Raw genomic sequence first — 26868 nt, 5'->3', positions numbered from 1 at the left:
CTTACTTGTACCTGATGGCCGGGTTAATGGCAGCGTAGAGCACGTCCACCACTAAGTTGATAAGAATAAACTCCAGTGAGAAAAGCAGGACTTCCGCCTGAATCACCGGGTAGTCGCGCATCTCGACGGAATCGACCAGCAGGCGTCCCAGCCCCGGCCAGTTGAAGACCTTTTCCACGACGATTGAGCCGCCGAGCAGGAAGCCAAACTGCAGCCCCATCATCGTCACCACCGGGATCATCGCATTGCGGAATCCGTGCTTGAGAATGACCCACTTCTCGCTGACCCCTTTCGCCCGCGCGGTGCGAATATAATCTTCGCTCAGCACGTCAACGAACGAGGCGCGGGTAAAGCGGGCCATCACCGCCGAAACGGCAGCCCCCAGCGTCATGGAAGGCAGGATGTAATGCTTCCAGGTATCGGCCCCGACGGTCGGCAGCCAGCCCAGCTCGACGGAGAAGATCTGCATCAGCAGCATCCCCAGCGCGAACGCCGGGAAGGAGATGCCGGTCACCGCCAGCGCCATGCCGAGCTTGTCCGGCCAGCGGTTGCGCCAGACGGCCGCGATAATCCCGGCGCCAAGCCCAAACACGACCGCCCAGCTCATGCTGGCTATCGTTAACCAGAACGTCGGCATAAAGCGGCTGGCAATCTCCTCCGACACCGGACGGCGCGACACCATCGAAATACCAAAATCACCCTGCAGAACGTTACAGATATAGTGGATAAACTGCATATACAGCGGCTGGTCGAGGCCAAGCTGCTTACGCACCAGGTCAATGACGGTAGCATCCGCCTCAGGCCCGGCGACCAGACGCGCCGGATCGCCCGGCAGCATATGGACAAACAAAAACACCAGGACCGCCACAATCAGCAGCGTCGGAATAAGCCCCAGCAGGCGTTTACAAACATAATTCAGCATGAGGTTTATTTTAAATCCGCATCGTCAAAGCTAAAGCCCGTGTCCGGCATGATGTAGAACCCGGTCAACGCTTTGTTATGGGCTGACACCAGTTTCTCCACCACCAGCGGCACCCACGGTGACTCTTTCCAGATAATATCCTGCGCGTCTTTGTAGAGGCGCGCTTTCTCTTCCGGTTTGGTGGTTTTCAGGGCATCTGCCAGGTCTTTGTCCACCTGCGGGTTGCTGTAAAACGCAGTGTTGAACAGGGTTGGCGGCCAGTTCTGCGAGGCAAACAGCGGCGACAGCGCCCAGTCGGCTTCACCGGTCGAGGCCGTCCAGCCGGTGTAGAACATCCGCACGCCGCTCTCTTTCTGCCCTTTCCCCTCCACTTCTGCCGCACGCTGTCCGGCATCCATTGCGGTGACCTGCACCTTGATACCCACCTGCGCCAGCTGCTGCTGGGTAAACTGCAGCACCTTCTGGGCGGTGCTGTGATTGTGCGAGGACCACAGCGTGGTGCTGAAGCCGTTCGGGAAGCCCGCCTCTTTCAGCAGCTCGCGCGCTTTGGCCGGATCGTACGGCCACGGCTGATAGCTTTGCGCATACGCGATAGCCGGCGGCAACACGCCGGTGGCCGGGGTGGCATAGCCCGCAAAAGCGACCTTCACCAGCGCCTGACGGTTAATGGCGTAGTTGATGGCCTCACGAACCTTCGGGTTATCAAACGGCTTTTGCGTGACGTTCATGCTGATGTAGCGCTGCATGATCGACGGGCTGGCGACCAGCTCCAGCTTGCTGTTTTTCTGCAAAATGGCGGCCTGCTCATATGGGATCGGGAAGGCAAACTGCGCCTCGCCGGTTTGCAGCATCGCCGCGCGGGTGTTGTTGTCCACCACCGGACGCCAGGTGATGGTGTCCAGCTTCGGCAGCCCCTGCTGCCAGTATCCGGCGAATTTCTTCACCTTCACAAAATCGGTCTGGTTCCAGGTGAGCAGTTCGTAAGGACCGGTGCCAACAGGGTGAAAGCCGATCTCCGTGCCGTATTTCTTCAGCGCGGCAGGAGAAATCATCGCCGTTGCCGGATGCGCCAGGATATTGATAAACGCGGAGAACGGCTCTTTCAGGGTGATTTTGACCGTCGCCGGGTCGACCACCTCGGTGCTGGCGATATTTTTATACAGGTTATAGCGCTTGAGGCTATTTTCCGGATTGCTGGCGCGGTCCAGGTTAACCTTCACCGCCTCCGCATTGAAGTCTGTCCCGTCCTGGAACTTCACGCCGGTCCTGAGCTTGATGGTATACACCAGACCGTCGTCGGACACGGTGTACCCCTCCGCCAGCACGTTTTTGAGCTTCATCTCTTTATCGAGGCCAAACAGGCCCTGATAGAACGATTTCGCCACCGCCTGAGAGAGCGTGTCGTTGGCGTCATACGGATCGAGCGTGGTGAAGTTGGAGCCGACGGCGACCACCACATCTTTGGCAGCGAACGCGGGGGCAGCGGCCAGGGCTGCCGTCACGCTCGCGGCTAACAACCATCTACGCGCTACAAATGTAACCATTGTGTTCTCCTGCCTGTTGTAAGTTATAACCGCGAAAAAGCGTTGTCCTGACGCGGGGGAGCGACGAAATGACCCGGCCCGACCTCGCGCAGCGTCACGCGCTCCACGGCCTCGCCGCGTTTATGAATATTGCCCGGCATTTCATCCTGCAGCAGCACCCGCTGGCCGTGACGATGCGCGGGATCGGCTACCGGGACCGCCGCGATAAGCTTGCGGGTATACGGGTGCTGCGGGTTTTCAAACACCGCTCTTCGCGGCCCAATCTCCACGATCTGCCCCATAAACATCACCGCTACGCGATGGCTGATGCGCTCGACCACCGCCATGTCGTGCGAGATAAACAGAAAGGCAATGCCCATATCCCGCTGTAAATCCAGCAACAGGTTGATGATTTGCGCCCGGATAGAGACATCCAGCGCCGAGACGGACTCATCGGCAATCACCACTTTCGGGTTCAGCGCCAGCGCCCGGGCGATGCAGATACGCTGCCGCTGTCCGCCGGAAAACTCGTGCGGATAACGCCAGGCGTGCTCCGGCTTCAGGCCGACGCGCTCCAGCAGCCAGGCCACGCGACGCTGGGCCGCTTCGCCGTCGAGCAGGTTATGTACCCGCAGCGGCTCCATGATCGAATACCCCACCGTATGGCGCGGATCGAGGGAGGCATACGGATCCTGGAAAATAAACTGAATATCCCGCCGCACCGCCTGCAGCTTGCTGTCCGGAAGGGTATCAATGCGCTCGCCGTTAAAGGTAATGCTGCCTTCCTGTGATTCCACCAGACGGAGCAACGCGCGCCCGGTGGTGGATTTACCGCAGCCGGACTCCCCCACCAGCGCCAGCGTTTCGCCGGGCCAGAGATCGAAACTGACGTTTTCCACCGCGTGCACTTCGCGCTTAACGCGGTTTAATACGCCGCTGCGCAGCGGAAAACGGGTGACCAGATCGCGCACTTCCAGAATGGGCTTACCCGGCACCACGGTGTCCTGCTCGCGCTCCTCCTCCTGTAGCTCAGACGCCTCAGGAGAAATCAGCGGGAAACGGCGCGGCAAATCGCTGCCGTTCATCGCCCCCAGGCGCGGAACCGCCGCCAGCAGCGCTTTTGTGTAAGGATGCACTGGCGCGTGAAAAATCTGCTCAACCGGGCCGGTTTCCACCGCGCTGCCCTTGTGCATCACCAGCACCCGATCGGCGATATCGGCGACCACACCCATATCGTGGGTGATGAAAATCACCCCCATCTCCATCTCCTGCTGCAGCACTTTAATGAGCTGCAGGATCTGCGCCTGAATCGTCACGTCCAGCGCCGTCGTCGGTTCATCGGCAATCAGCACCGCCGGACGGCAGGAGAGCGCCATGGCAATCATCACCCGCTGGCGCATGCCGCCAGAAAGCTGATGCGGGTAGCGCCCCAGAATGGCCTGCGCCTCCGGAATGCGCACCAGCTCCAGCATCCGTCGGGCCTCGTTGAGCGCTTCATCGCCGCTCAGCCCCTGATGCAGGCGGATAGACTCGGCGATTTGTTCCCCGACCGGGAAAACCGGGTTCAGGGAGGTCATCGGCTCCTGGAAGATCATCGCAATGTCCGCCCCGCGCACGCCCTGCATCTGCGAACCGCTTAGTTCATTTAAATCAATGACCTGACGGTTGCGGCGGCGCAGGAGCATTTTCTCGCTGCTGATTTGCCCGCCCGTCTGTTCCAGCAGGCGCATCAGCGCCAGGGCGGTGACCGATTTTCCGGAACCGGACTCGCCAACAATCGCCAGCGTCTCGCCGCGCCTGAGCGTGAACGATAAATTCTGTACTGCGGGGATGAACTGCCGCTCTTCCTGAAACGCAATATTGAGCTGATGGACAGCCAGCACTTCGCGGTTGTCCAGTTTTTCACTGTGCGGCACGCGCTGCCCCCTTATTCACGATAGATGCCCGTGCTTGGTTCATCACCGGCATAACCCCAGGCACGATACATGCCTTCGCTGTTGAACGGCAGAGCCACGTTGCCCTCACGATCCACCGCGATGAGCCCGCCGACGCCGCCCAGGGCGGGCAGTTTCTCCATCACCACGCGCTCGCAGGCTTCGCTGAGGCTTAAACCGCCGTAATCCATCAGCGCGGTGATGTCGTAGGCCGCGAGGGCGCGAATAAACACTTCGCCGGTTCCGGTACACGACACCGCCGCCGTCGCGTTATTGGCGTAGCAGCCGGCGCCCGGCAGCGGGCTATCGCCGACGCGTCCGGGCAGCTTGTTGGTCATGCCGCCCGTTGACGTCGCCGCCGCGAGGTTTCCGGCCTTATCCAGCGCCACCGCGCCGACCGTGCCCATTTTGGTGGTTTCATCCAGCGGCGCATTGTGGTCAAGCTGCGTCATGCCCGCCGAACGGGCCTCCAGCAGCTGCTGGTAGCGCTCCTCTGTGGAAAAAAGATCCGGCGATACCGGTTCCATCCCGTGCTCGAAGGCAAACGCCTCTGCCCCGGCCCCCGTCAGCAGCACGTGCGGACTCGCTTCCATCACCAGACGCGCGGCCAGCACCGGATTGCGCAGATGACTCACGCCCGCCACGGCGCCCGCTTTCAGGGTGACGCCGTCCATCACGCAGGCATCCAGCTCGTGCGTTTCATCCCGGGTAAAGACCGAACCGATCCCTGCATTAAATAACGGGCACTCTTCCAGCAGGCGCACCGCCTCGGTGACCACATCTAGCGCGCTTTCGCCCGCTTCCAGCATTCTCTGGCCCGTTTCCACAATGGCATACAGCGCGTCGATATAGCGCTTTTCCTGCTCGGGACTGAGCTGTGCTCGGGTGATTGCCCCGGCGCCACCATGAATTGCGATTACCGCATTAACCATTCGCATCACCCGTTAGCCTGATTTGCGGCTTTTTCTATAAATATCATTATCGTCGATGAAACTTCAGATGATTTTTGAATATAGAAAGACGTAACTGTGATGTAAAGCGTACACCCATCGGGTCATACAGTTAGCCGCACTTTTCTGCCATAATGAGCGCTTTCGTTGTTACTCCGCAGGAGCCCACCATGGATTTTACCGCCGGACTGATGCCGCTTGAGACGGCACTCACGCAGATGCTTGACCGCATTACCCCACTGCATGAGGTTGAAACGCTGCCGCTTGTGCGCTGTTTTGGCCGTATTGCCGCGCGCGATATTGTCTCTCCGCTTAACGTGCCGGGGTTTGATAACTCCGCGATGGACGGTTACGCGGTGCGCCTGGCGGATCTCCAGACGGGTAACGCCCTGCCGGTGGCGGGTAAAGCCTTTGCGGGCCAGCCGTTTAGCGGTGAATGGCCTGCGGGTACCTGCGTGCGCATCATGACCGGCGCACCGGTTCCGGCCGGCTGCGACGCCGTGGTAATGCAGGAAGAGACCGAACAGACCGACGACGGCGTGCGTTTTACCGCGAACGTTAAAGCGGGTCAGAACATCCGCCGCACGGGCGAAGATATCACCCTTGGCGCGACGGTCTTTTCTGCCGGGCAGAAGCTGACGGCAGGTGAGCTGCCGGTGCTGGCGTCGCTCGGCGTGGCTGAAATCGACGTTATCCGTAAAGTGCGCGTGGCCGTTTTCTCCACCGGCGACGAACTTCAGCTTCCGGGCCAGCCGCTGCAGGACGGTCAGATTTACGATACCAACCGCCTGGCGGTACACCTGATGCTGGAGCAGCTGGGCTGCGAGGTGATTAACCTCGGCATTATTCCTGACGATCAGGAAAAACTGCGCGCCGCGTTTATCGAGGCGGATAACGCAGCCGACGTGGTTATCAGCTCCGGCGGCGTCTCCGTGGGCGAAGCGGATTACACCAAAACCATCCTTGAAGAGCTGGGTGAAATCGCCTTCTGGAAGCTGGCCATCAAGCCGGGAAAACCGTTCGCGTTTGGCAAGCTCCAGCACAGCTGGTTCTGCGGCCTGCCGGGTAACCCGGTCTCGGCGGCACTCACCTTCTACCAGCTGGTGATCCCGCTGCTGGCGAAGCTTTCAGGCAACAGCGCCAGCCCGCTGCCGGAACGCCAGCGCGTGCGTGCCGCCACGCGCCTGAAAAAATCGCCGGGCCGCCTCGATTTCCAGCGCGGCATTCTGGCGCGCAACGCGGACGGCGAGCTGGAAGTGAGCACCACCGGGCACCAGGGCTCGCACATTTTCAGCTCCTTCAGCCAGGGCAACTGCTTTATCGTCCTGGAGCGCGAGCGCGGCAATGTGGAAGCAGGCGAGTGGGTTGAGATCGAGCGTTTTAACCACCTGTTCGGAGGCTGACATGACGGTGGAGCTGAGCGACCCGGAGATGATGCGCTACAACCGCCAGATTGTGCTGCGCGGGTTTGATTTCGAAGGTCAGGAAGCGCTTAAGGCAGCAAGCGTGCTGGTTGTGGGGCTCGGCGGTCTGGGCTGCGCCGCCGCGCAGTATCTTGCGGCTGCGGGCGTGGGCAGAATGACGCTGCTGGATTTTGATACCGTGTCGGTGTCTAACCTCCAGCGTCAGACGCTGCACAGCGATGCGACGGTTGGCCAGCCGAAAGTGGACTCTGCCCGCTCGGCGCTGGCGCGCATCAACCCCCACGTTCAGTTCACCCTGATTGACGCTATGCTGGATGACGGCGCGCTGTCGGCGCAGATTGCGCAGCATGACCTGGTGCTGGACTGCACCGATAACGTCACCGTCCGTAACCAGCTGAACGCGGGCTGTTTTGCCCACAAAACCCCGCTGGTCTCCGGCGCGGCAATCCGCATGGAGGGGCAAATCAGCGTCTTTACGTACGCGGATGGTGAACCCTGCTACCGCTGCCTGAGCCGTCTGTTTGGCGAGAACGCCCTGACCTGCGTCGAGGCGGGCGTGATGGCGCCGCTCGTCGGCGTGATTGGCTCCCTGCAGGCAATGGAAGCAATCAAAGTGCTGGCACACTACGGCACGCCCGCAGCGGGGAAAATCGTGATGTATGACGCGATGACCTGCCAGTTCCGCGAGATGAAGCTGATGCGTAATCCTGGGTGTGAGGTGTGCGGAGGTTAAACCCTGCTGCGGCCTGATGCCCTCACCCCGGCCCTCTCCCACAGGGAGAGGGAGAAAACCGTAGGCCGGGCAAGCGCAAGCGCCACCCGGCAATAGCGTCAAATAGTCGTCCGTCCAAACGCCCCCTGCCAGTCCTGCTCAAATTTCACAATCGCCGCATCCACGGCCGGAGAGGTGATAAACTGCTGCGCCACGTCCAGCGGCAGCGTGATGGACTCGCAGCCTGCCAGCAGGCAGTCCAGCGCCTGGCGCGGGGTTTTAAAGCTCGCGGCCAGCACTTTTGACTGCGGGGTGTGCAGCGTCAGCAGCTGTTGCAGTTCAACCACGGTCTGGATCCCGTCCCCGCCCTGCGCGTCCACGCGGTTAACGTAAGGCGCCACATACTCAGCCCCCGCCAACGCCGAGAGCATCCCCTGTGCGGCACCGTAAACCGCCGTACCCAGCGTCGGGATCCCTTCCGCTTTCAGCATCTTGATCGCCGCCAGCCCTTCGGCGGTCACCGGCACTTTTACCACCAGGTCGTTGATGATGGCGCGCAGCTTACGCGCGTCCTCCACCATCCCTTCGGCGGTGGTCGCCATCACCTGCGCGAAGAGACGGCCTTTGCCGCCCAGCGCGTCGTGCAGCGCTGGCAGCAGCTCGTCCAGCGGCGTTTTACCTGCCGCCACAATGCTTGGGTTAGTGGTCACGCCCGCCAGCGGGAAGATACGCGCCAGCTTTTTGACTGCCGCAACGTCAGATGTGTCGAGATAAAGTTCCATGATGTCACCCTCAAATTTAGCCTGCACTTACCCTATCACGACAAAACCTGCTCAGTAGTTGACCTGCATCAAGATAACTTTCATTCGAAAGTCATTTAATCTTCATATGCAATACGAGAGGCGAAATCATGATCTTTAATATTCAGCGTTACTCTACCCACGACGGCCCCGGCATTCGAACCGTGGTGTTCCTGAAAGGCTGCTCGCTGGGCTGTCGCTGGTGTCAGAACCCGGAAAGCCGCTCCCGCAGCCGGGACATGCTGTTTGATGCGCGCCTGTGCCTGGACGGCTGCGACCTGTGCCAGCAGGCGGCACCGGGCTGCATCGAACGCGCGCTGAACGGTCTGGTTATCCACCGCGAAAAGCTGAGTGAAGAGACGCTTAATGCCCTCACCGACTGCTGTCCTACGCAGGCGCTGAGCGTCTGCGGTGAAGAACAGCACGTCGGGGAGATCATGGCGACCGTACTGCGCGATAAACCCTTCTACGACCGCAGCGGCGGTGGGATCACCCTCTCCGGCGGCGAGCCGTTTATGAACCCTGAGCTGGCGCACGCCCTGTTTAAAGCCAGCCATGAACAGGGGATCCACACCGCCGTGGAAACCTGCCTTCACGTGCCGTGGCACTACATCGAGCCGTCTTTACCGTACGTCGATCTGTTCCTCGCCGACCTGAAGCACGTCGACGGTGAGGTGTTTAAACAGTGGACGGACGGTTCGGCTAAGCGAATCCTGGATAACCTGAAACGCCTTGCCGCCGCCGGGAAAAAAATCACCATCCGCGTGCCGCTGATCCAGGGCTTTAACGCTGACGAAGCGTCCATCACCGCCATTACCAACTTCGCCGCCGACGAACTCGGCGTCGACGATATTCATTTTCTGCCGTATCACACGCTGGGCATGAACAAATACACCCTGCTCGGCCAACCCTACTCTGCCCCTGACAAACCGCTGGATAACCCTGCCCTGCTGGACTTCGCGCAGCAGTACGCCTGCCAGAAAGGGTTAACCGCGACCTTACGAGGATAAACCTATGACGACCCTGAATCTCAACACCCTCAGCGAGCGCATCAAGGCGCACAAAACTGCCCTGGTGCATATCGTCAAGCCGCCGGTCTGTACCGAGCGCGCCCAGCATTACACCGAAATGTACCAGCAGCACATGGACAAGCCGATCCCGATCCGTCGCGCCCTGGCGCTGGCGCATCACCTGGCCGAGCGTACCATCTGGATCAAACACGACGAGCTGATTATCGGTAACCAGGGAAGCGAAGTGCGCGCCGCGCCGATTTTTCCGGAATACACCGTCTCCTGGATTGAGAAAGAGATCGACGATCTGGCGGACCGCCCGGGCGCGGGCTTTGCGGTGAGCGAAGAGAACAAGCGCGTGCTGCACGACATCTGTCCGTGGTGGCGCGGCCAGACGGTGCAGGATCGCTGCTACGGCATGTTCACCGACGAGCAGAAAGGCCTGCTGGAAACCGGCATTATCAAAGCCGAAGGCAACATGACTTCCGGCGACGCGCACCTGGCGGTGAACTTCCCGCTGGTGCTGGAGAAAGGTCTCGATGGCCTGCGCGCCAAAGTGGCCGAGCGCCGCTCGCGCATCAACCTGACGGTGCTGGAAGACCTGCACGGCGATCAGTTCCTGAAGGCGATCGATATCGTGCTGGAAGCCGTAAGCCTGCACATCAAACGCTTTGCCAATCTGGCGCGTGAAATGGCGTCCACTGAAACCCGCGAAAGCCGCCGCGACGAGCTGCTGGCGATGGCGGAAAACTGCGACGTGATTGCCCACGAGCCGCCAAAAACCTTCTGGCAGGCGCTGCAGCTGTGCTACTTCATTCAGCTGATCCTGCAGATTGAGTCCAACGGCCACTCCGTCTCCTTCGCGCGTATGGACCAGTACCTGTATCCGTACTACCGCCGCGACGTGGAGCTGAACCAGAGCCTGAATCGCGAGCACGCCATCGAGCTGCTGCACAGCTGCTGGCTGAAGCTGCTGGAAGTGAACAAAATCCGCTCCGGCTCGCACTCCAAGGCTTCCGCCGGTAGCCCGCTGTACCAGAACGTCACCATCGGCGGCCAGAAGCTGGTCAACGGTGAGCCGATGGACGCGGTGAACCCGCTCTCCTACGCGATTCTGGAATCCTGCGGCCGTCTGCGCTCCACCCAGCCGAACCTGAGCGTGCGCTACCACGCGGGCATGAGCAACGACTTCCTCGACGCCTGCGTGCAGGTGATCCGCTGCGGCTTCGGGATGCCCGCGTTCAACAACGATGAAATCGTCATTCCGGAATTCATCAAGCTCGGCGTTGAACGTGACGACGCCTACGACTACGCGGCCATCGGCTGCATCGAAACCGCGGTGGGCGGCAAGTGGGGCTATCGCTGCACCGGCATGAGCTTTATCAACTTCGCCCGCGTGATGCTGGCCGCGCTGGAAGGCGGGCGCGACGCCACCAGCGGCAAGGTGTTCCTGCCGCAGGAGAAAGCGCTCTCCGCCGGTAACTTCGACAATTTCGACGAGGTGATGGCGGCGTGGGACAGCCAGATCCGCTACTACACCCGCAAGTCCATCGAGATTGAGTACGTGGTGGACACCATGCTGGAAGAGAACGTCCACGACATTCTCTGCTCGGCGCTGGTGGACGACTGCATCGAACGCGCGAAAAGCATCAAGCAGGGCGGCGCGAAGTACGACTGGGTCTCCGGCCTGCAGGTGGGCATCGCCAACCTCGGCAACAGCCTGGCGGCGGTGAAGAAGCTGGTGTTCGAACAGGGCACTATTGGTCAGCAGCAGCTGGCGGCGGCGCTGGCGGATGACTTCGACGGGCTGACCCACGAGCAGCTGCGTCAGCGCCTGATCAACGGCGCGCCGAAGTACGGCAACGACGACGACAGCGTGGACATGCTGCTGACGCGCGCCTATCAGACCTACATCGAAGAGCTGAAGCAGTACCACAACCCGCGCTACGGTCGCGGCCCGATTGGCGGTAACTACTACGCGGGCACCTCTTCCATCTCCGCAAACGTGCCGTTCGGCGCGGCAACGATGGCCACCCCGGACGGACGTAAGGCGCACACCCCGCTGGCGGAAGGAGCAAGCCCGGCCTCCGGTACGGACCACCTCGGCCCGACGGCGGTAATTGGCTCGGTGGGTAAACTGCCGACGGAAGCGATTCTCGGCGGCGTGCTGCTGAACCAGAAGCTGAACCCGTCGACGCTGGAAAACGACAGCGATCGCCAGAAGCTGATGGTGCTGCTGCGCACCTTCTTCGAGGTGCATAAAGGCTGGCATATCCAGTACAACATCGTCTCGCGCGAAACGCTGCTGGAAGCGAAGAAACATCCTGACCAGTATCGTGACCTGGTGGTGCGCGTGGCGGGCTACTCGGCGTTCTTCACCGCCCTGTCGCCGGATGCGCAGGACGATATTATCGCCCGTACTGAGCACACGCTGTAAAAAAACGCCCGGTGGCGCTTCGCTTACCGGGCCTACATTGTCTCCCCGTAGGCCGGGTAAGGCGAAGCCGCCACCCGGCTTTCTGACTTTCATTCGAAATTAAATTTGTGCTCCCCGTCACCTTGTTATTAGAATGTTTCAAAACGCAGTGACCCAGGAGCACAGTATGACCGTTAAAGTTATCGTCACCGATATGGACGGAACTTTCCTTGATGATGCCAAGCAGTACGATCGTGACCGCTTCCAGGCACAGTTTGAACAGCTTAAATCCCGCGACATTGAATTCGTTGTCGCCAGCGGCAACCAGTATTACCAGCTCATCTCCTTCTTTCCGACGCTGAAAGACCGGATCTCCTTCGTGGCGGAAAACGGCGCGCTGGTGTTCGATCGCGGCGAACAGATTTTCCACGGCGAGCTGACGCGTCATGAATCGCAGATCGTGATTGGCGAACTGCTGAAAGACAAAGGGCTGAACTTCGTGGCCTGCGGGCTGGAGAGCGCCTGGGTCAGCGACCAGGCTCCTGAAGAATTCGTGGCGCTGATGTCAAAGCACTACCACCGCTTAAAGCGCATCAGCGATTACCGCGAAATTGATGACGTGCTGTTTAAGTTCTCCCTTAACCTGCCGGACAGCGATATCCCGACGCTGGTGGATAAACTGCACGTCTCCCTGGACGGCATCATGAAGCCGGTCACCAGCGGCTTTGGTTTTGTCGATTTGATTATCCCCGGCCTGCACAAAGCCAACGGCATCAGCCGTCTGCTGAAACGCTGGAAAATCTCCCCGCAGGAGTGCGTGGCCATTGGCGACAGCGGCAACGATGCCGAGATGCTGAAGCTGGTGAAATATTCCTTTGCGATGGGCAACGCGGCAGAGAGCATCAAAGAAATCAGCCGCTACAGCACCGACGACAACAACCATCAGGGCGCGCTGAACGTCATCCAGGCCGTGCTCGACAACCATTCCCCGTTCGACGTCTGATCTTTTCCTCGCCGGAGCGTCGCTCCGGCCTGTCGCTCTTTTTCCGTCCTGTGGCTTGCGTCAAGTTTTTAAACTTGCATTAACTTATTTTTAACTTAAAGTATCACTTGTAGACATTTTTACTTTCGAATGAAAGATGCGAGGCAGTTATGACCTTTACCAGTGAAACTTTGCCAGCGGATCACAAAGCGGCAATCCGTCAGTTAAAACGTGAGCTGCGCGCGCAGATCGGCGACGTGCAGGCGGTGTTTAATAAGCTCAGCGACAAAATTGCCACCCGCGTGGCGGAAATCAACGCGCTTAAGAACAAAGGCGAATCCGTCTGGCCGGTGATTCCGTTTGCGGATGTGAAAAACGGCACGATTACCGACGCACAGCGCGAGGCCGTTAAACGCCGCGGCTGCGCGGTGATTAAAGGTCATTTCCCGCGCGAGCAGGCGCTGGCGTGGGATCAGTCGATGCTCGACTACCTCGATCTGAACAGGTTTGACGAGGTCTACAAAGGCCCGGGCGATAACTTCTTCGGCACCCTGACGGCCTCTCGTCCGGAGATTTACCCGATTTACTGGTCGCAGGCGCAGATGCAGGCGCGCCAGAGCGAAGAGATGGCGCAGGTGCAGTCGTTCCTGAACCGTTTATGGACGTTCGAGAGCAACGGCAAACAGTGGTTCGACCCGGACGTGAGCGTGATTTACCCGGATCGTATCCGCCGCCGTCCGCCTGGAACGACCTCGAAAGGGCTTGGGGCGCATACCGACTCCGGCGCGCTGGAGCGCTGGCTGCTGCCGGCTTACCAGCAGGTCTTCGCACGCGTGTTTGACGGTAACGTCGAGAAATACGATCCGTGGAACGCCGCGCACCGTACCGAAGTGGAAGAGTACACCGTCGATAACACCACCAAATGCTCGGTGTTCCGCACCTTCCAGGGCTGGACGGCGCTGTCGGATATGATCCCAGGACAGGGCTTACTGCACGTAGTGCCCATCCCGGAGGCGATGGCCTACATTCTGCTGCGGCCGCTGCTGGACGACGTGCCGGAAGACGAGCTGTGCGGCGTAGCGCCGGGGCGCGTGCTGCCGGTTTCCGAGAAGTGGCACCCGCTGCTGATCGAGGCGCTGACCAGCATTCCGGCACTCGACGCGGGCGATTCCGTGTGGTGGCACTGCGATGTGATCCACTCCGTCGCGCCGGTGGAAAATCAGCAGGGCTGGGGCAACGTGATGTACATCCCTGCCGCGCCGATGTGCGAGAAGAACCTCGCCTACGCCAAAAAGGTCAAGGAAGCGCTGGAAACCGGCGCGTCGCCGGGAGACTTCCCGCGTGAGGATTATGAAAAGACCTGGCAGGACCGCTTTACCTTGGCCGACCTGAACATCCACGGCAAGCGCGCGCTGGGCATGGTTTAACTGTCGTACAGCCCTTCCCGCTCCACGGCGGTGCGTCGTTTCCCCTGACGTATCCGCCGTACCGATTCCCGCACGGCCAGCGTGCCGTTAAGCAGTAACGTCCCCACCGGTGCGTCCGGGCGCATGAGCCGCTGCTGGAGCATATATACCGCTTCGGTTCCCAGCTCATCGCGCGGAACGTGCACCGCCGTTAATGGAACATCCTGAATCGCCGCCAGGTTAAATCCGTCGATGCTCATCACCGACACGTCCTGCGGCACGCGCAGGCCGTGGTTTTGTAAGGCGCTAATGGTGCCCGCCGCCATAAAGTCGCCGCCGACCAGGAACGCGGTAGGTAAATCCTTCCCCTGCATTTCGCTGAGCCAGCCGCTGACCATCTGTTCCGTTTCGCGCGCGCTGAAGCTGGGCACCACCAGCAGATCGCGTTTATCGTTGAATTTCAGGTTGTGAGATTGCCACGCGTCGCGGATCCCCGCCAGGCGCAGCTCCATGGTGTAGCGGCGCAGGCACAGCACATTCATTACCTCACGGTGTCCCATCTCGAACAGATATTCCGCCGCCCGTTCGCCAATCGCGCGATGATCCGGCGCGACGGCAGGCAGACGCATGTGCCGGTCACGGCAGTTAATCAGCATGCAGGGTTTACCCACGTCCACCGCCAGATCGTGGATATGGGGATCGTCAATGCCAAGAAGGATTGCCGCCTGGGTGTCAGCTTCGTTCATGCGTGCCAGAAACAGCTGGGCGTCGCTGTCGTTCTCCTCCAGCGCGCAGTAGCGAAGGCGCACATCGTGGGACGCAAGGCCTTTACTCACGCTCTGGATCACGCGGTAGTAAAAGATGTCGGACCGCTCGTCAAACGCCCGCTGCGGGGCAAAAACCACCAGGCTGTTAAGCAGCAGACGCCCTGCCGCCATGCCGTCCATCACCCCCAGCTCCCGCGCGCATGCCAGTACCTTCGTGCGCGCCTTTTCGCTGGTATTCGCTTTTCCCGCCAGCACCCGCGACACGGTGCTGATCGAGAGCTGCGTACGGGCGGCGATTTCGGTGATTTTTAGCCTTTTGTCCATTTTGTGATCTGGCTCCATTTGCGAAATGAAAAAATTTTCATAGCGTATTGGTCAGGCAATAGCTGACATAAACACCATCATGCCAGAGGGTTTACGTCAGTTATGAGAAATTTTGCACAAAATCCACTTTTGCCCACTCATTTTCTTCCTTAAGGTGAACTTGTCACACAACTTCCATACTAGTTGTATACCAACTTAAGAATTTTAAACGGATAGAAATCAAAGGCATAAAAATCCGTGTGACACCTGAACCTCCGTCCCCTTACCGTCCGTCTTGTGGAGAGTAAAATGAGTCAGGACATCAATAACACCGTAGCGACAAGTAAAACCCGTCGCGTCATCAAGAACCTGCGCTGGTACGTGCTGGTGCTGTTCTTACTTGGCGTCACCGTTAACTACATCACCCGAAACTCACTCGGGATCCTCGCCCCGGAACTGAAAGAGAGCCTCGGGATCACCACCGAGCAATACTCCTGGATCGTCGGCGCGTTCCAGATCGCCTATACCATTTTCCAGCCCCTGTGCGGCTGGCTGATTGACGTCATCGGCCTGAAGATCGGCTTTATGGTCTGCGCCGGGATCTGGGCGCTGATGTGTATTTTCCACGCGGGCGCCGGAAGCTGGCTGCACCTCGCTATTCTGCGCTTCTTTATGGGTGCCTCTGAGGCCGCCGCTACCCCTGCGAACGCCAAAACCATCGGCGAATGGTTCCCGAAATCAGAGCGACCCGTTGCCGCCGGCTGGGCGGGCGTGGGCTTCTCCATCGGCGCGATGCTGGCTCCGCCTATCATCTACTTTGCTCACGCCTCGTTCGGCTGGCAGGGCGCGTTTATGTTTACCGGCGTGCTGGCGCTGCTGTGGGTGATCCTGTGGTGGGCGTTCTACCACAACCCGGAGCAGCACCCGAACCTGAGCAAGGACGAACTGGCGTTCATCAAGCAGGATAACGAACCGCCTGCGGTCAAACTGCCCTTCCTGACCGCGCTGAAAACCGTCTCGAAAAACAAACGCTTCTACGGTATCGCCATCCCGGCCTTTATGGCGGAACCGGCCTGGGCGGTGCTGAGCTTCTGGGTGCCGCTGTACCTCGCCAAAGAGCACGGCATGGATCTGAAGCAGATTGCGATGTTTGCCTGGCTGCCGTTCCTCGCCGCCGACCTCGGCAGCGTGGCGAGCGGCTACCTGACGCGTCTGTATACCCGTCTGTTCGGCTGCTCGCGCGTTAACTCGGTCGTTGCCAGCTCCGTGACGGGCGCGTTCCTGATGATCTCTCTGGGCATCGTGGCCATTACCCGCGACCCGTACATCACCATCGTGCTGATCTCCATCGGCGGCTTCGGGCACCAGATTATCTCCTGCATGCTGAGCGCCCTGGTCGTTGAGTCGTTCGACAAAGGCCAGATGGCGACCGTAAACGGCATGCGCGGCTCTGCGGCGTGGATCGCCAGCTTCCTGTTCTCGCTGTTAATCGGCGTGACTGCCGACAAAATCGGCTTTAACCCGCTCTTTATTGCCATGGGCTTCTTTGACCTGATTGGCGCTGTCTTCCTGGTAGCATTTATTGCTGAACGTCGCGCCAAGCGCGCCTGATAGTGGATGTATTGCATATGAAAACCCTGAAAAATTGGACCCTTGATACGCAGTCGGCAAACCATCTGGAACTGCTGGTCGATAACCAGCACCGCCTGTGCCTGTATGTGCTGGAAGAGAACCTGTTCCGCGTGCTGATTAAGCGTAAAGGCGAGCTGGCGCTGGACCGCACCTGGAGCATCGCCCCGGAACAAGGCGTGCCGTGGGAAGGCCGCCGTCGTGACGACATCAGCGGTTTTTCCTGCCCGGCCTGGACCCTGACGCAGCAGGGTGAGACGCTCACCGTAGCAACCGAACAGCTGCGCGTGACGGTCCACCAGCCGCTGTGGCTGGAGTGGCACTACCGCAATGAAGCGGGCGAGTGGCAGCCGCTGGTCAACGACCGTCCAACCAGCGCCTACCTGCTGAACGTCCACGGCGACGGCGTGGGGCACTACCTGAGCCGCCGCAAGGACGAGCGTTTCTACGGCCTTGGCGAAAAAGCGGGCGATCTGCAGCGCAACGGTAAGCGCTATGAGATGCGTAACCTCGACGCAATGGGGTACAACGCGGCCAGCACCGACCCGCTCTACAAGCATATTCCGTTCACTATCGCCCGCCGCGACGATGTCAGCTACGGCCTGTTCTATGACAACCTGAGCAGCTGCTGGCTGGATCTGGGTAACGAAATCGACAACTACCACACCGCCTATCGCCGCTGGCAGGCGGAAGCGGGCGATATCGATTACTACATCTTTACCGGCAAGCGCGTGCTGGACGTCACCAAAGCCTTCGTGCGCCTGACCGGGAAAACACTGTTCGGACCGAAATGGAGCCTGGGCTACAGCGGCTCGACCATGCACTACACCGACGCGCCGGACGCCCAGAACCAGCTGATGAACTTCATCCGCCTGTGCGAAGAGCACGCCATTCCGTGCGACTCGTTCCAGCTCTCCTCCGGCTATACCTCCATCAACGGCAAGCGCTACGTCTTTAACTGGAACTATGACAAGGTGCCGCAGCCGAAGGTGATGAGCCAGGCCTTCCACGACGCTGGGCTGAAGCTGGCGGCAAACATCAAGCCGTGCCTGCTGCAGGACCATCCGCGCTATAACGAAGTGGCGGAGAGCGGCCTGTTCATTCGCGATTCAGAAACCGATGCACCTGAACGTTCCAGCTTCTGGGATGACGAAGGCTCGCACCTCGACTTTACCAACCCGCAGACGGTGCAGTGGTGGCAGAACGGCGTGACCACGCAGCTGCTGGAGATGGGCATCGACTCTACCTGGAACGACAACAACGAATATGAAGTGTGGGACGGAGAAGCGCGCTGCTTTGGCTTCGGCAAGGAGATCGCCATCAAGCACATTCGCCCGGTGATGCCGCTGCTGATGATGCGCGCCTCGCTGGAAGCGCAGCAGCGTTTCGCGCCGGAAAAACGTCCGTATCTCATCTCCCGCTCCGGCTGCGCCGGGATGCAGCGCTACGTTCAGACCTGGAGCGGCGACAACCGCACCAGCTGGGACACCCTGCGCTATAACATCCGCATGGGGCTGGGCATGAGCCTGTCCGGCCTGTTCAACGTCGGTCACGACGTCGGCGGTTTCTCTGGCGACAAACCGGACGCCGAGCTGTTCGTGCGCTGGGTGCAGAACGGCGTGATGCATCCGCGCTTTACCATTCACTCGTGGAACGATGACCACACGGTGAACGAGCCGTGGATGTACCCGGGCGTCACGCCAGCCATTCGCGGCGCGGTTGAGCTGCGCTACCGCCTGCTGCCGTACCTCTATACCCTGCTCTGGCAGGCGCACGCCGACGACGAGCCGATGCTGCGCCCGACCTTCCTCGATCACGAGCACGATGCGCAGACATTTGAGGAGTGCGATGACTTCCTGCTGGGCCGCGACCTACTGGTGGCCAGCGTCGTCGAAGCCGGGCAGCGCGAGCGCCGCGTCTGGCTGCCGGATAACGACACCGGCTGGTATGATTTTTACACCCACGCGTGGTTTGCTGGCGGCCAGTCGATCGTCCTCGACGCGCCGCTGGAAAAACTGCCGCTGCTGGTGCGCGCCGGTGCCGCTCTGCCGCTGAGCGAACGCATTACCCACGTGTCCGCTGAAAAAGACAGCACCCGCGAGCTGAAGCTGTTCCCGGTGAAGGGCGTCGGCACGACCACCGGAATGCTGTTTGAAGACGACGGCGAAAGCTGGGGCTACCAGAACGGCAATGCGCTGTGGGTAGAGTGGGAAATGGTGTGCGACGGCGAAACCATCAACCTGAAGGTCAACGCGCGCGGGGATTATCGTCCGGCGTGGAAGGTACTGAAAGTGTCGTTACCTGCGGGGGAAAAACGTACGCTGCTGGTGAATGGGGTTGAAGGGGGCGAGTGGGTGGTGTAGTACGGCCTGATGCCCTCACCCTAACCCTCTCCCACAGGGAGAGGGAATAAAGGCACGACCCCTTTCCCTAAGTATTTCGCGCTGCAGGAAGGCGGCAAACCTGTGAATCCCCGGGAGCTTACATAAGTAAGTGACCGGGGTGAACAGGTGAAGCCAACGCATCTGCAGCGTGAAAGACGACGGGAAATTAGCCGTCGATACCTTTACTGCGCAGGTAATCTTCGTAGTTACCGGTGAAGTCCACCACGCGCTCTGGCGTAATTTCGATCACGCGGGTCGCCAGCGAGCTGACGAACTCACGGTCGTGAGAAACGAAGATCAGGGTACCCTGATACATCTCCAGCGCCATGTTCAGGGATTCGATAGATTCCATGTCCAGGTGGTTAGTCGGTTCGTCCATCACCAGGATGTTTGGTTTTTCCATCATCAGCTTGCCGAACAGCATGCGGCCCTTCTCACCACCGGAGAGCACTTTAGCCGGCTTTTTGATGTCGTCCTGGCTGAACAGCAGACGGCCCAGGATGCTGCGCACCGCCTGCTCGTCGTCGCCTTCCTGCTTCCACTGGCTCATCCAGTCGAAGACGGTGAGGTCGTTTTCGAACTCGTACTCATGATCCTGCGCGTAGTAGCCAATCTGCGCGTTTTCAGACCACTTCACGGTGCCGTTGTCCGGCTGCAGTTCGCCGACCAGCGTTTTCAGCATGGTGGATTTACCCACGCCGTTGGCGCCGAGGATGGCAATCTTCTCGCCCACTTCCAGCAGCAGGTTGAACTTTTTAAACAGCGGACCGTTCTCAAAGCCTTTTGCCAGGGCTTCCACTTCCAGCGCGTTACGGAACAGCTTTTTGTCCTGCTCGAAGCGGATGAAGGGGTTCTGACGGCTGGAGGCTTTGACTTCGTCCAGCTTGATTTTGTCGATCTGACGGGCACGCGAGGTCGCCTGACGCGACTTAGAGGCGTTGGCGCTAAAGCGGCTGACGAAGGACTGCAGGTCAGCAATCTGCGCTTTCTTCTTGGCGTTATCCGCCAGCAGACGTTCACGCGCCTGGGTGGCCGCCGTCATGTACTCGTCGTAGTTGCCCGGGTAAACGCGCAGCTCGCCGTAGTCCAGATCCGCCATGTGCGTACAGACCATGTTCAGGAAGTGACGGTCGTGCGAAATGATGATCATGGTGCTGTCGCGATCGTTCAGCGTCTGCTCCAGCCAGCGGATGGTGTCGATGTCCAGGTTGTTCGTCGGTTCGTCGAGCAGCAGGATGTCCGGGTTAGAGAACAGCGCCTGTGCCAGCAGCACGCGCAGCTTCCAGCCTGGCGCCACTTCGCTCATCGGACCGTAATGTTGTTCAACCGGAATGCCCACTCCCAGCAGCAGCTCGCCCGCGCGCGCTTCTGCAGAGTAGCCGTCCATCTCGCCGTACTGCGTTTCCAGATCGGCCACTTTATAGCCGTCTTCTTCGCTCATTTCGGCCAGGGCGTAGATGCGATCGCGCTCCTGCTTCACTTCCCACAGTTCCCCATGCCCCATGATCACGGTGTCGAGCACGGTGAACTCTTCGAAGGCGAACTGATCCTGACGCAGCTTACCGATACGCTCGTTAGGGTCGAGCGATACGTTGCCGAGCGTCGGCTCCAGGTCACCGCCGAGGATCTTCATAAAGGTGGATTTTCCGCTACCGTTGGCACCAATCAGGCCGTAACGGTTGCCGCCGCCAAATTTGACGGAAATGTTTTCGAACAGCGGCTTACTGCCAAACTGCATAGTGACGTTGCTGGTAACTAACACGGGGAGATTCCTGCGAAAAGTGTGATAAACACGGCATTATGCCACAATTCCGAATTGAGATCCCGTGTTGCGGCAATCCACTAAACTTTAACAAAATCGAAAAAAATGTGATTTCGTACACATCTGAATTCCCAGTGAGCAGGAATGCACATATAATGCGCTCCCATCACAGATTCAGACTTATCAACTCATCGCCAGAATGGCTTAGATACCTCGCACAACATGAACATGAAATTAACAACGCTTTTAGCGGCGGCGTTAGCCGTAGTAGGTTTTTGTAAGACCGCGTCTGCGGTGACGTATCCCCTGCCAACAGACGGTAGCCGTCTGGTAGGCCAGAACCAGGTTGTGACGGTACCAGAAGGTAACTCTCAGCCACTGGAGTATTTCGCTGCGCAGTACCAGCTGGGCCTGTCTAACATGCTGGAAGCGAACCCGGGCGTTGACCCGTATCTGCCTAAAGCGGGTACCGTGCTGAATATTCCTCAGCAGTTGATCCTGCCGGATACCGTTCATGAAGGTATCGTGATTAACAGCGCCGAAATGCGTCTGTATTACTACCCGAAAGGCACCAACACCGTTATCGTGCTGCCAATCGGTATCGGCCAGCTTGGTAAAGACACCCCAATGAACTGGACCACCAAAGTTGAGCGTAAGAAAGCTGGCCCAACCTGGACGCCGACCGCCAAAATGCACGCGGAATACATCGCCGCTGGTGAACCGCTGCCAGCCGTTGTACCGGCAGGCCCGGATAATCCAATGGGTCTGTACGCGCTGTACATTGGCCGCCTGTACGCTATCCACGGTACCAACGCCAACTTCGGTATCGGCCTGCGCGTAAGCCACGGCTGCGTGCGCCTGCGTAACGACGACATCAAATTCCTGTTCGAAAACGTGCCGGTCGGTACGCGCGTGCAGTTCATCAACGAACCGGTGAAGGCGACCTCTGAGCCAGACGGCAGCCGCTACATCGAAGTGCACAACCCGCTATCCACCAGCGAAGACCAGATCAACAACAACGAAATCGTCCCTGTTACGCTGAACAGCGCGGTACAGGCGGTGACTTCTCAGCCAGACGTCGAAACGGCGATTGTTGACCAGGCCGTGCAGAACCGCTCCGGTATGCCGGTGCGTTTGAACTGATAGCGAAGCATTAAAAAAGCGGGCCTCGTTGCCCGCTTTTTTTTACCCGTTATTCACGATCACGATCCCGCCGTGGTCGTACCGATAGTGGCAGTGGGCATACTCCAGCGGCGTGCCATCTTCCAGATAAATGACCTGCTCCACCTCCAGCACCGGATCGGTTTCCTCGCAGACCAGATGCTCCCTGTCCAGCGCGCTGGGCTTAAGCGCCCGCACCACCCGATACGACCCCATAATTTTCAGCCCCAGGGTCTCCTGAACGTACTGAAACACCGACCCTTCAAGATGGTTTTTCGTCAGGCCCGGCACCAGATTCATCGGCATCACCGTGGAATCCAGCGACATAGGTTCACCGTTCAGCAAACGCAGGCGAATGAAGTCATAGATCGGCGCATCGGCATTAATCATCAGCGACGCCTGCTCTTTTTCGTTCGGGAAGCGCAGCTCGAAATGCACCACCCGGCTGGTCACCGTGCCCAGATGCTCCCAGGTTTTGGTCGCGCCAAAGTAGTCGCTGCCGGAGAGATCCCACTGCGAAAGCTGGAGGAAGTTTTTGCGGATGAACGTGCCCTGCCCCTGGCGGGTATAGACCAGACCTTCGACGATCAGCTGGCGCATAGCCTGCTGAATAGTCATCCGGCTGGAGTTGAACTCCGCCGCCAGCGCAAACTGGTCCGGCAGGGGTTCATTGGCGGCGTACTGCTGGCTGATAATGCGTTTCTTAATTTCCCGCGCTATGGTGATGTACTTCGCCGCCATCGTCCTTCCTTTCAGTTAGTTTTCTATCCCGCTGTTTTTCAACGCCACTCTCTCGGCAATCTTGAGGAAAGGCAGATAGAAGAATACACCAAATACGATGATTGCCAACTGCACCACCACCGCCCGCCAGTCCCCCGCCGTGGCAAGCCAGGCGCTGAGAATGGGCGGCGTGGTCCACGGGATCATCACCACGCAGCGCGACATTAACCCCAGCGTGGTACAGAGCCAGGCGAAGTAAATGCCGATGGCGGGCAGCAGCACGAACGGGATCATCAGCGGCAGGTTAAACACGATCGGCAGCCCGAAAATCACCGGCTCGTTGATGTTGAACAGACCGGGCGCCAGCGACAGACGCGCCACCTGCTTCGCCGACTTTTGACGGGAGAAGATAAAGATGGCGATCAGCAGCGAGATCGTGCTGCCCGTGCCGCCCACCATGCCAAACGTCGGCACGAAGATGTTGTTGATGATATGCGGGATGGGCTGACCGTTGGCGAAGGCCAGCATATTCTCGTTGGTGTTGATCAGCAGGAACGGCTCCAGCACCACGCTGTTGACAACAGATTGATGAATACCGAGCGTGAACAGGAAGTTACCGAAGCTGTAGATAAAAATCGTCCCCGGCAGGCTGGTGTTGATCAGCCGCAGCGGCTGCTGGATAAAGGTCGTAATGAGATGGATCAGGTCCGTGTGCAGCACGTTTGCCAGCACTGCCGCCAGCACCGCAAACAGGGAGAGCGTGAGGATCGTCGGGATCAGCGCGGTAAAAGATTTGCTCACCGCCGGAGGCACGTTTTCACCGAGTGAAATGTTAAGCGCCTTCAGGCGCGAAATAGCGATAAACACTTCTGTTGAGATCAGCCCGATCAGCACCCCGGCAAAAATCCCGGTTGAGCCAATATTGGCGAACGTTAGCACCTGGGTGACGTTCACCGCAGCGTCGCTGCCGACGGGCGTAATCTGCAGGCGCATCGGCATCATGATGATGAAGCTGCTGACGGCGATAACCACTGCCGAGACCGGATTGTCGAAATCTTTGTTGCGCGCCAGCGACCAGGCAACCATCGGGGCCAGCAGCAGCGCGGCAATGTTCAGCGTGCCGTTGATAATCGCCTCGCCCCACACCTTAAACTGCGCGAGCGTGTCGCCGTGAAAAATCCACGGAAATACCACGTTGTTCACCAGCACCGCCAGGCCGGCGAGGATGAAAATGGGCATCACCGTGGCGAAGGCGTCGCGCAGGGAGCGCAGGTGCACCTGGTTTGCCAGGCGCGCCGAGAACTCAACAAATTTATCGACAAAAGACTGCATGTGCGGTGTTATTTTTGTTTCAGACATAGCGGAGTGTTCCCATCAATCAGTCACAAAAACGGCCCGGCAGCGTACGGCTTACATCTCGCGTCCGTTGGTATGGATAACCTGTTTTAACCACGCGTAGCTCTTCTTCGGCACGCGCTTCAGGTCTTTCAGGTCGTGGTTTTCCCGGTTGACATAGACCACGCCGTAGCGCTTACGCATGTCGCCCTGGGAGCTGAGAATGTCGATTAAACCCCAGCCGAGGTAGCCGATCACCTCTGCCCCGTCCTCGAACATCGCCTCCTTCATGGCATTGATATGCGCCCGGTGGTAGTCGATGCGGTAGGTGTCCTCGATCGGATTGACGCCGTCCCAGGATTCAATCACCCCGATGCCGTTTTCGATCGGGAAGACCGGCATCCGCCAGTCGTTGGCGTAGCGGGTGATGATGGTGCGAAAGCCCAGCGGATCGATCTGCCAGTTCCACTCGGTGGCCTTCAGGTACGGATTGTTTTTCTCGCCGTGCAGCAGGTAATAGTTCACCGGCGTGCCTTCCGGGATCGCATCGCTGTCCAGCGTTTTGCTGGCGTAGTAGCTGAAGGCCATATAGTCGTTTCTGGTGCGCGCCAGCAGCGCTAAATCCTCGGCGCGGTAGATATCGCCAAAGCCTTCCTGCTCCACCACCGCCATCACCGCCGGGCTGTAGCCCTGCCCTGCGAAGACGCGCAGCAGGTTCTGGTTGAGGAACTCGTCGTACTGCTGGGCGCAGAAGATATCACGCGGTTTGCAGGTGGCCGGATAGATCAGCTGGTGCGCCAGCATGCCGCCCATCAGCTGGCCGGGTCTGGTCTGATGCAGATACTCGGTCAGCGCCATGTGCGCCACCATCGCATGATGCTGCAGCTCGTACAGCTCGCGCAGGGTTTTGTCGCCTTGCATATAGCCTGAAATGCGGAAGGCTTCCGGCATATGGAAGATGTTCTGCTCGTTGAAGGTCAGCCAGTACTTCACGCGGTCGCCATAGCAGTCGATCATCTTTTTGCCGTAGCGGATAAAGGCCTCCATCACGCGGCGGTCGTTGAAGCCGTTGTACTCCTGCGCCAGCGCCAGCGGCATATCAAAGTGATACAGACAAACCATCGGCTCGATGCCGCGAGCGATCAGATCGTCAATAAAGCGGTCGTAAAACGCGATACCTTCGTCGTTAAAATCGCCGTCGCCCTGCGGGCAGACGCGGCTCCATGAGATCTGGAAGCGGTAGCAGTTCATGCCCAGATCCTGCATCAGGTCGAAATCTTCCCGATAGCGGTGGTAGGAGTCGGTCGCGACTTTCCAGTCGGAGATGTTTTCCCCGGCTTCGCGAATGTCATACACCGACATGCCTTTCCCACCCTCGTTCCAGGCCCCTTCCGTCTGCATGCTGGACACCGAGTTGCCCCATAAAAAGTTGGCTGGCAGTGAATTGTTCATGGTCTCTCCCTATATGACTAGTCATTTAAAATTTCATGACTAGTCATATAGGCGAAGATTAAATTTGGATCAAAGAGGAGGATCGTTTTTTGTGAGCAATGCGGGAAAAAAAGCCCCGATAAGCGATGCACTGCCGGGGCGAGGAAGGTTATTGTTGCGCGAGCTGATTGCGGCGATATTCCCCCTGCCGCTCCAGCATCCAGCCCGGGTATTCGCGCGGCAGCGCGCTCACCGCATCAAGCTGCTTGAGTTCGTCTTCGCTTAAGCGGATCCCGGTCGCGGCGATATTGTCGTCCAGCTGTTCAACGCGTTTCGCGCCAATGATGACGCTGGTCACCGCTTTCTGGTGCAGCAGCCACGCCAGCGCGATTTGTGCGACGGAGACGCCTTTGCTTTCGGCGATAGCGCGCATCACGTCCACGCAGTCGAAGGCACGATCTTTGTTCACCGGCGGGAAGTCGAACTCCAGACGGCGACCACCGGCTTCGCTCTGCCCGTCGCGGCCATATTTTCCGCTCAGCAGACCGCCTGCCAGCGGGCTCCAGACCATCAGCCCAACGCCTTCGCTCTGCATCATCGGTACCAGCTCGCGCTCCAGATCGCGTCCGGCAATGGTGTAATACGCCTGCAATGATGCGAAACGCGCCAGCCCAAGACGTTCAGAAATACCGAGCGCTTTGGCAATCTGCCACGCCGCCCAGTTCGAGACGCCGATGTAGCGCACGTGGCCGTGCTGCACCAGGTTATCCAGCGCGTAAAGCATTTCTTCAACCGGCGTTGCGGGATCGAAGCCGTGAAGCTGGTAGAGATCGATATGATCGAGCTGCAGGCGGCGCAGGCTCTCCTTCACGCTGCTGATGATGTGATAGCGCGAGCTGCCGCGCGAGTTCACCCCTGCCGTTCCCGTTTCGCCGAACACTTTGGTGGCGACCACCACGTTCTCGCGAGGGATTTTCAGGTTTTTCAGCGCCTGACCGGTGATCTCCTCCGAGCGTCCTTCCGAGTAAACGTCCGCGGTGTCGATAAAGTTGATCCCGGCATCCAGCGCGCGGCCCACCAGCTGCTCGGCTTCACTTTGCTGGAGCTGGCCAATCTTGCCCCACATGCCGCCCTCGCCGCCGAAGGTCATGGTGCCGAGGCACAGTTCAGAAACAAACAGACCGGTGTTGCCCAGTTTTTGATAACGCATAAGTTATTCCTCGCATGTCGATTGGGTACCCGATAGTTATACCCGCCCCTCAGCCATCGCGAATGTGGTGTTCCTGTCCGTTTCTTG

20 protein-coding genes are annotated in these 26868 nt (G+C 59.2%); 9 read left to right on the top strand and 11 right to left on the bottom strand.

Annotation, left to right across the window (positions count from 1 at the left end):
* Position 1 precedes the first annotated feature (1 nt).
* Genes gsiC through iaaA form a run of 4 tightly spaced genes read right to left on the bottom strand, consistent with a single transcriptional unit; the run spans position 2 to position 5311 of the window.
* Positions 2–922: a glutathione ABC transporter permease GsiC gene (gene gsiC / locus ACOTZB_RS07780; RefSeq protein ID WP_023310911.1), complete on the bottom strand. Its 921-nt coding sequence runs from the start codon at positions 920–922 to the stop codon at positions 2–4.
* A 5-nt stretch (positions 923–927) separates the two neighbouring features.
* Positions 928–2466: a glutathione ABC transporter substrate-binding protein GsiB gene (gsiB, locus tag ACOTZB_RS07775; RefSeq protein ID WP_421626834.1), complete on the bottom strand. Its 1539-nt coding sequence runs from the start codon at positions 2464–2466 to the stop codon at positions 928–930.
* 23 nt (positions 2467–2489) lie between these two features.
* Complete coding sequence (gene gsiA / locus ACOTZB_RS07770) at positions 2490–4361, bottom strand: glutathione ABC transporter ATP-binding protein GsiA (protein ID WP_193804761.1); 1872 nt, start codon at positions 4359–4361, stop codon at positions 2490–2492.
* A gap of 11 nt (positions 4362–4372) precedes the next feature.
* A complete protein-coding gene (gene iaaA, locus ACOTZB_RS07765; RefSeq protein WP_421626941.1) occupies positions 4373–5311 on the bottom strand; it encodes a beta-aspartyl-peptidase in 939 nt (312 codons plus the stop codon).
* Between the two features lie 188 nt (positions 5312–5499).
* Between iaaA and moeA the strand changes: the two genes are divergently transcribed.
* Together moeA and moeB are read left to right on the top strand one after the other, a co-directional pair.
* A complete protein-coding gene (gene moeA, locus ACOTZB_RS07760; RefSeq protein WP_421626833.1) occupies positions 5500–6732 on the top strand; it encodes a molybdopterin molybdotransferase MoeA in 1233 nt (410 codons plus the stop codon).
* A 1-nt stretch (position 6733) separates the two neighbouring features.
* A complete protein-coding gene (gene moeB, locus ACOTZB_RS07755; RefSeq protein WP_421626832.1) occupies positions 6734–7486 on the top strand; it encodes a molybdopterin-synthase adenylyltransferase MoeB in 753 nt (250 codons plus the stop codon).
* Positions 7487–7584: 98 nt separating this feature from the next.
* Here the strand turns inward: moeB and fsa are convergent, their stop codons facing one another.
* Positions 7585–8247 carry a fructose-6-phosphate aldolase gene (gene fsa, locus ACOTZB_RS07750; RefSeq protein ID WP_421626831.1) on the bottom strand — a complete coding sequence of 221 codons (663 nt, stop codon included), beginning with the start codon at positions 8245–8247 and terminating at the stop codon, positions 7585–7587.
* Positions 8248–8375: 128 nt separating this feature from the next.
* On the opposite strand from fsa, the gene ACOTZB_RS07745 reads away from it, so the two are divergent.
* The 4 genes from ACOTZB_RS07745 (at position 8376) to ACOTZB_RS07730 (ending at position 14100) form a co-directional block, all read left to right on the top strand.
* Positions 8376–9275, top strand: coding sequence for a glycyl-radical enzyme activating protein (locus ACOTZB_RS07745; RefSeq protein ID WP_421626830.1), 900 nt, complete (start codon positions 8376–8378; stop codon positions 9273–9275).
* 4 nt (positions 9276–9279) lie between these two features.
* On the top strand, positions 9280–11712 hold the full coding sequence (locus ACOTZB_RS07740) for a formate C-acetyltransferase/glycerol dehydratase family glycyl radical enzyme (RefSeq protein ID WP_421626829.1): 2433 nt from the start codon (positions 9280–9282) through the stop codon (positions 11710–11712).
* A gap of 166 nt (positions 11713–11878) precedes the next feature.
* Positions 11879–12694, top strand: coding sequence for a Cof-type HAD-IIB family hydrolase (locus ACOTZB_RS07735; RefSeq protein WP_421626828.1), 816 nt, complete (start codon positions 11879–11881; stop codon positions 12692–12694).
* A 149-nt stretch (positions 12695–12843) separates the two neighbouring features.
* A complete protein-coding gene (locus ACOTZB_RS07730) occupies positions 12844–14100 on the top strand; it encodes a DUF1479 domain-containing protein (RefSeq protein ID WP_421626827.1) in 1257 nt (418 codons plus the stop codon).
* On the opposite strand, the gene ACOTZB_RS07725 is transcribed toward ACOTZB_RS07730, so the two are convergent.
* Positions 14097–15170 (bottom strand): LacI family DNA-binding transcriptional regulator, encoded by a 1074-nt coding sequence (locus tag ACOTZB_RS07725; RefSeq protein ID WP_368524878.1) that lies wholly within the window; start codon positions 15168–15170, stop codon positions 14097–14099. The genes ACOTZB_RS07730 and ACOTZB_RS07725 overlap by 4 nt on opposite strands.
* A gap of 288 nt (positions 15171–15458) precedes the next feature.
* Here ACOTZB_RS07725 and ACOTZB_RS07720 point away from each other — a divergent pair, with 288 nt between their 5' ends.
* Positions 15459–16760: an MFS transporter gene (locus ACOTZB_RS07720; protein WP_014883122.1), complete on the top strand. Its 1302-nt coding sequence runs from the start codon at positions 15459–15461 to the stop codon at positions 16758–16760.
* Positions 16761–16777: 17 nt separating this feature from the next.
* Entirely contained in the window at positions 16778–19141 is a 2364-nt protein-coding gene (locus ACOTZB_RS07715) for a TIM-barrel domain-containing protein (RefSeq protein ID WP_421626826.1), read from the top strand.
* 187 nt (positions 19142–19328) lie between these two features.
* Here the strand turns inward: ACOTZB_RS07715 and ACOTZB_RS07710 are convergent, their stop codons facing one another.
* Positions 19329–20924 carry an ABC-F family ATPase gene (locus ACOTZB_RS07710; RefSeq protein ID WP_047653234.1) on the bottom strand — a complete coding sequence of 532 codons (1596 nt, stop codon included), beginning with the start codon at positions 20922–20924 and terminating at the stop codon, positions 19329–19331.
* A 222-nt stretch (positions 20925–21146) separates the two neighbouring features.
* On the opposite strand from ACOTZB_RS07710, the gene ldtB reads away from it, so the two are divergent.
* The gene (gene ldtB, locus ACOTZB_RS07705; RefSeq protein ID WP_023310896.1) at positions 21147–22067 is read left to right on the top strand and encodes a L,D-transpeptidase; all 921 of its coding nucleotides are present in this window, start codon (positions 21147–21149) and stop codon (positions 22065–22067) included.
* A 42-nt stretch (positions 22068–22109) separates the two neighbouring features.
* Here ldtB and ACOTZB_RS07700 read toward each other — a convergent pair whose 3' ends face one another.
* From ACOTZB_RS07700 to ACOTZB_RS07685, 4 genes are all read right to left on the bottom strand, one after another.
* The gene (locus ACOTZB_RS07700; RefSeq protein ID WP_193804771.1) at positions 22110–22826 is read right to left on the bottom strand and encodes a GntR family transcriptional regulator; all 717 of its coding nucleotides are present in this window, start codon (positions 22824–22826) and stop codon (positions 22110–22112) included.
* A 15-nt stretch (positions 22827–22841) separates the two neighbouring features.
* A complete protein-coding gene (locus ACOTZB_RS07695) occupies positions 22842–24164 on the bottom strand; it encodes a PTS sugar transporter subunit IIC (protein ID WP_193804772.1) in 1323 nt (440 codons plus the stop codon).
* Positions 24165–24215: 51 nt separating this feature from the next.
* The gene (locus ACOTZB_RS07690; RefSeq protein ID WP_421626825.1) at positions 24216–25592 is read right to left on the bottom strand and encodes a glycoside hydrolase family 1 protein; all 1377 of its coding nucleotides are present in this window, start codon (positions 25590–25592) and stop codon (positions 24216–24218) included.
* Between the two features lie 148 nt (positions 25593–25740).
* Positions 25741–26781, bottom strand: a complete 1041-nt coding sequence (locus ACOTZB_RS07685) for an aldo/keto reductase (RefSeq protein WP_193804774.1) — start codon at positions 26779–26781, stop codon at positions 25741–25743.
* Positions 26782–26868 lie beyond the last annotated feature (87 nt).

This window comes from Enterobacter cloacae complex sp. SHL020 (genome assembly GCF_049236945.1).
Classification (GTDB): domain Bacteria; phylum Pseudomonadota; class Gammaproteobacteria; order Enterobacterales; family Enterobacteriaceae; genus Enterobacter; species Enterobacter dykesii.
The sequence above is the reverse complement of the archived record's forward strand: the minus strand, read 5'-3'. Positions and strand labels throughout refer to the sequence as shown.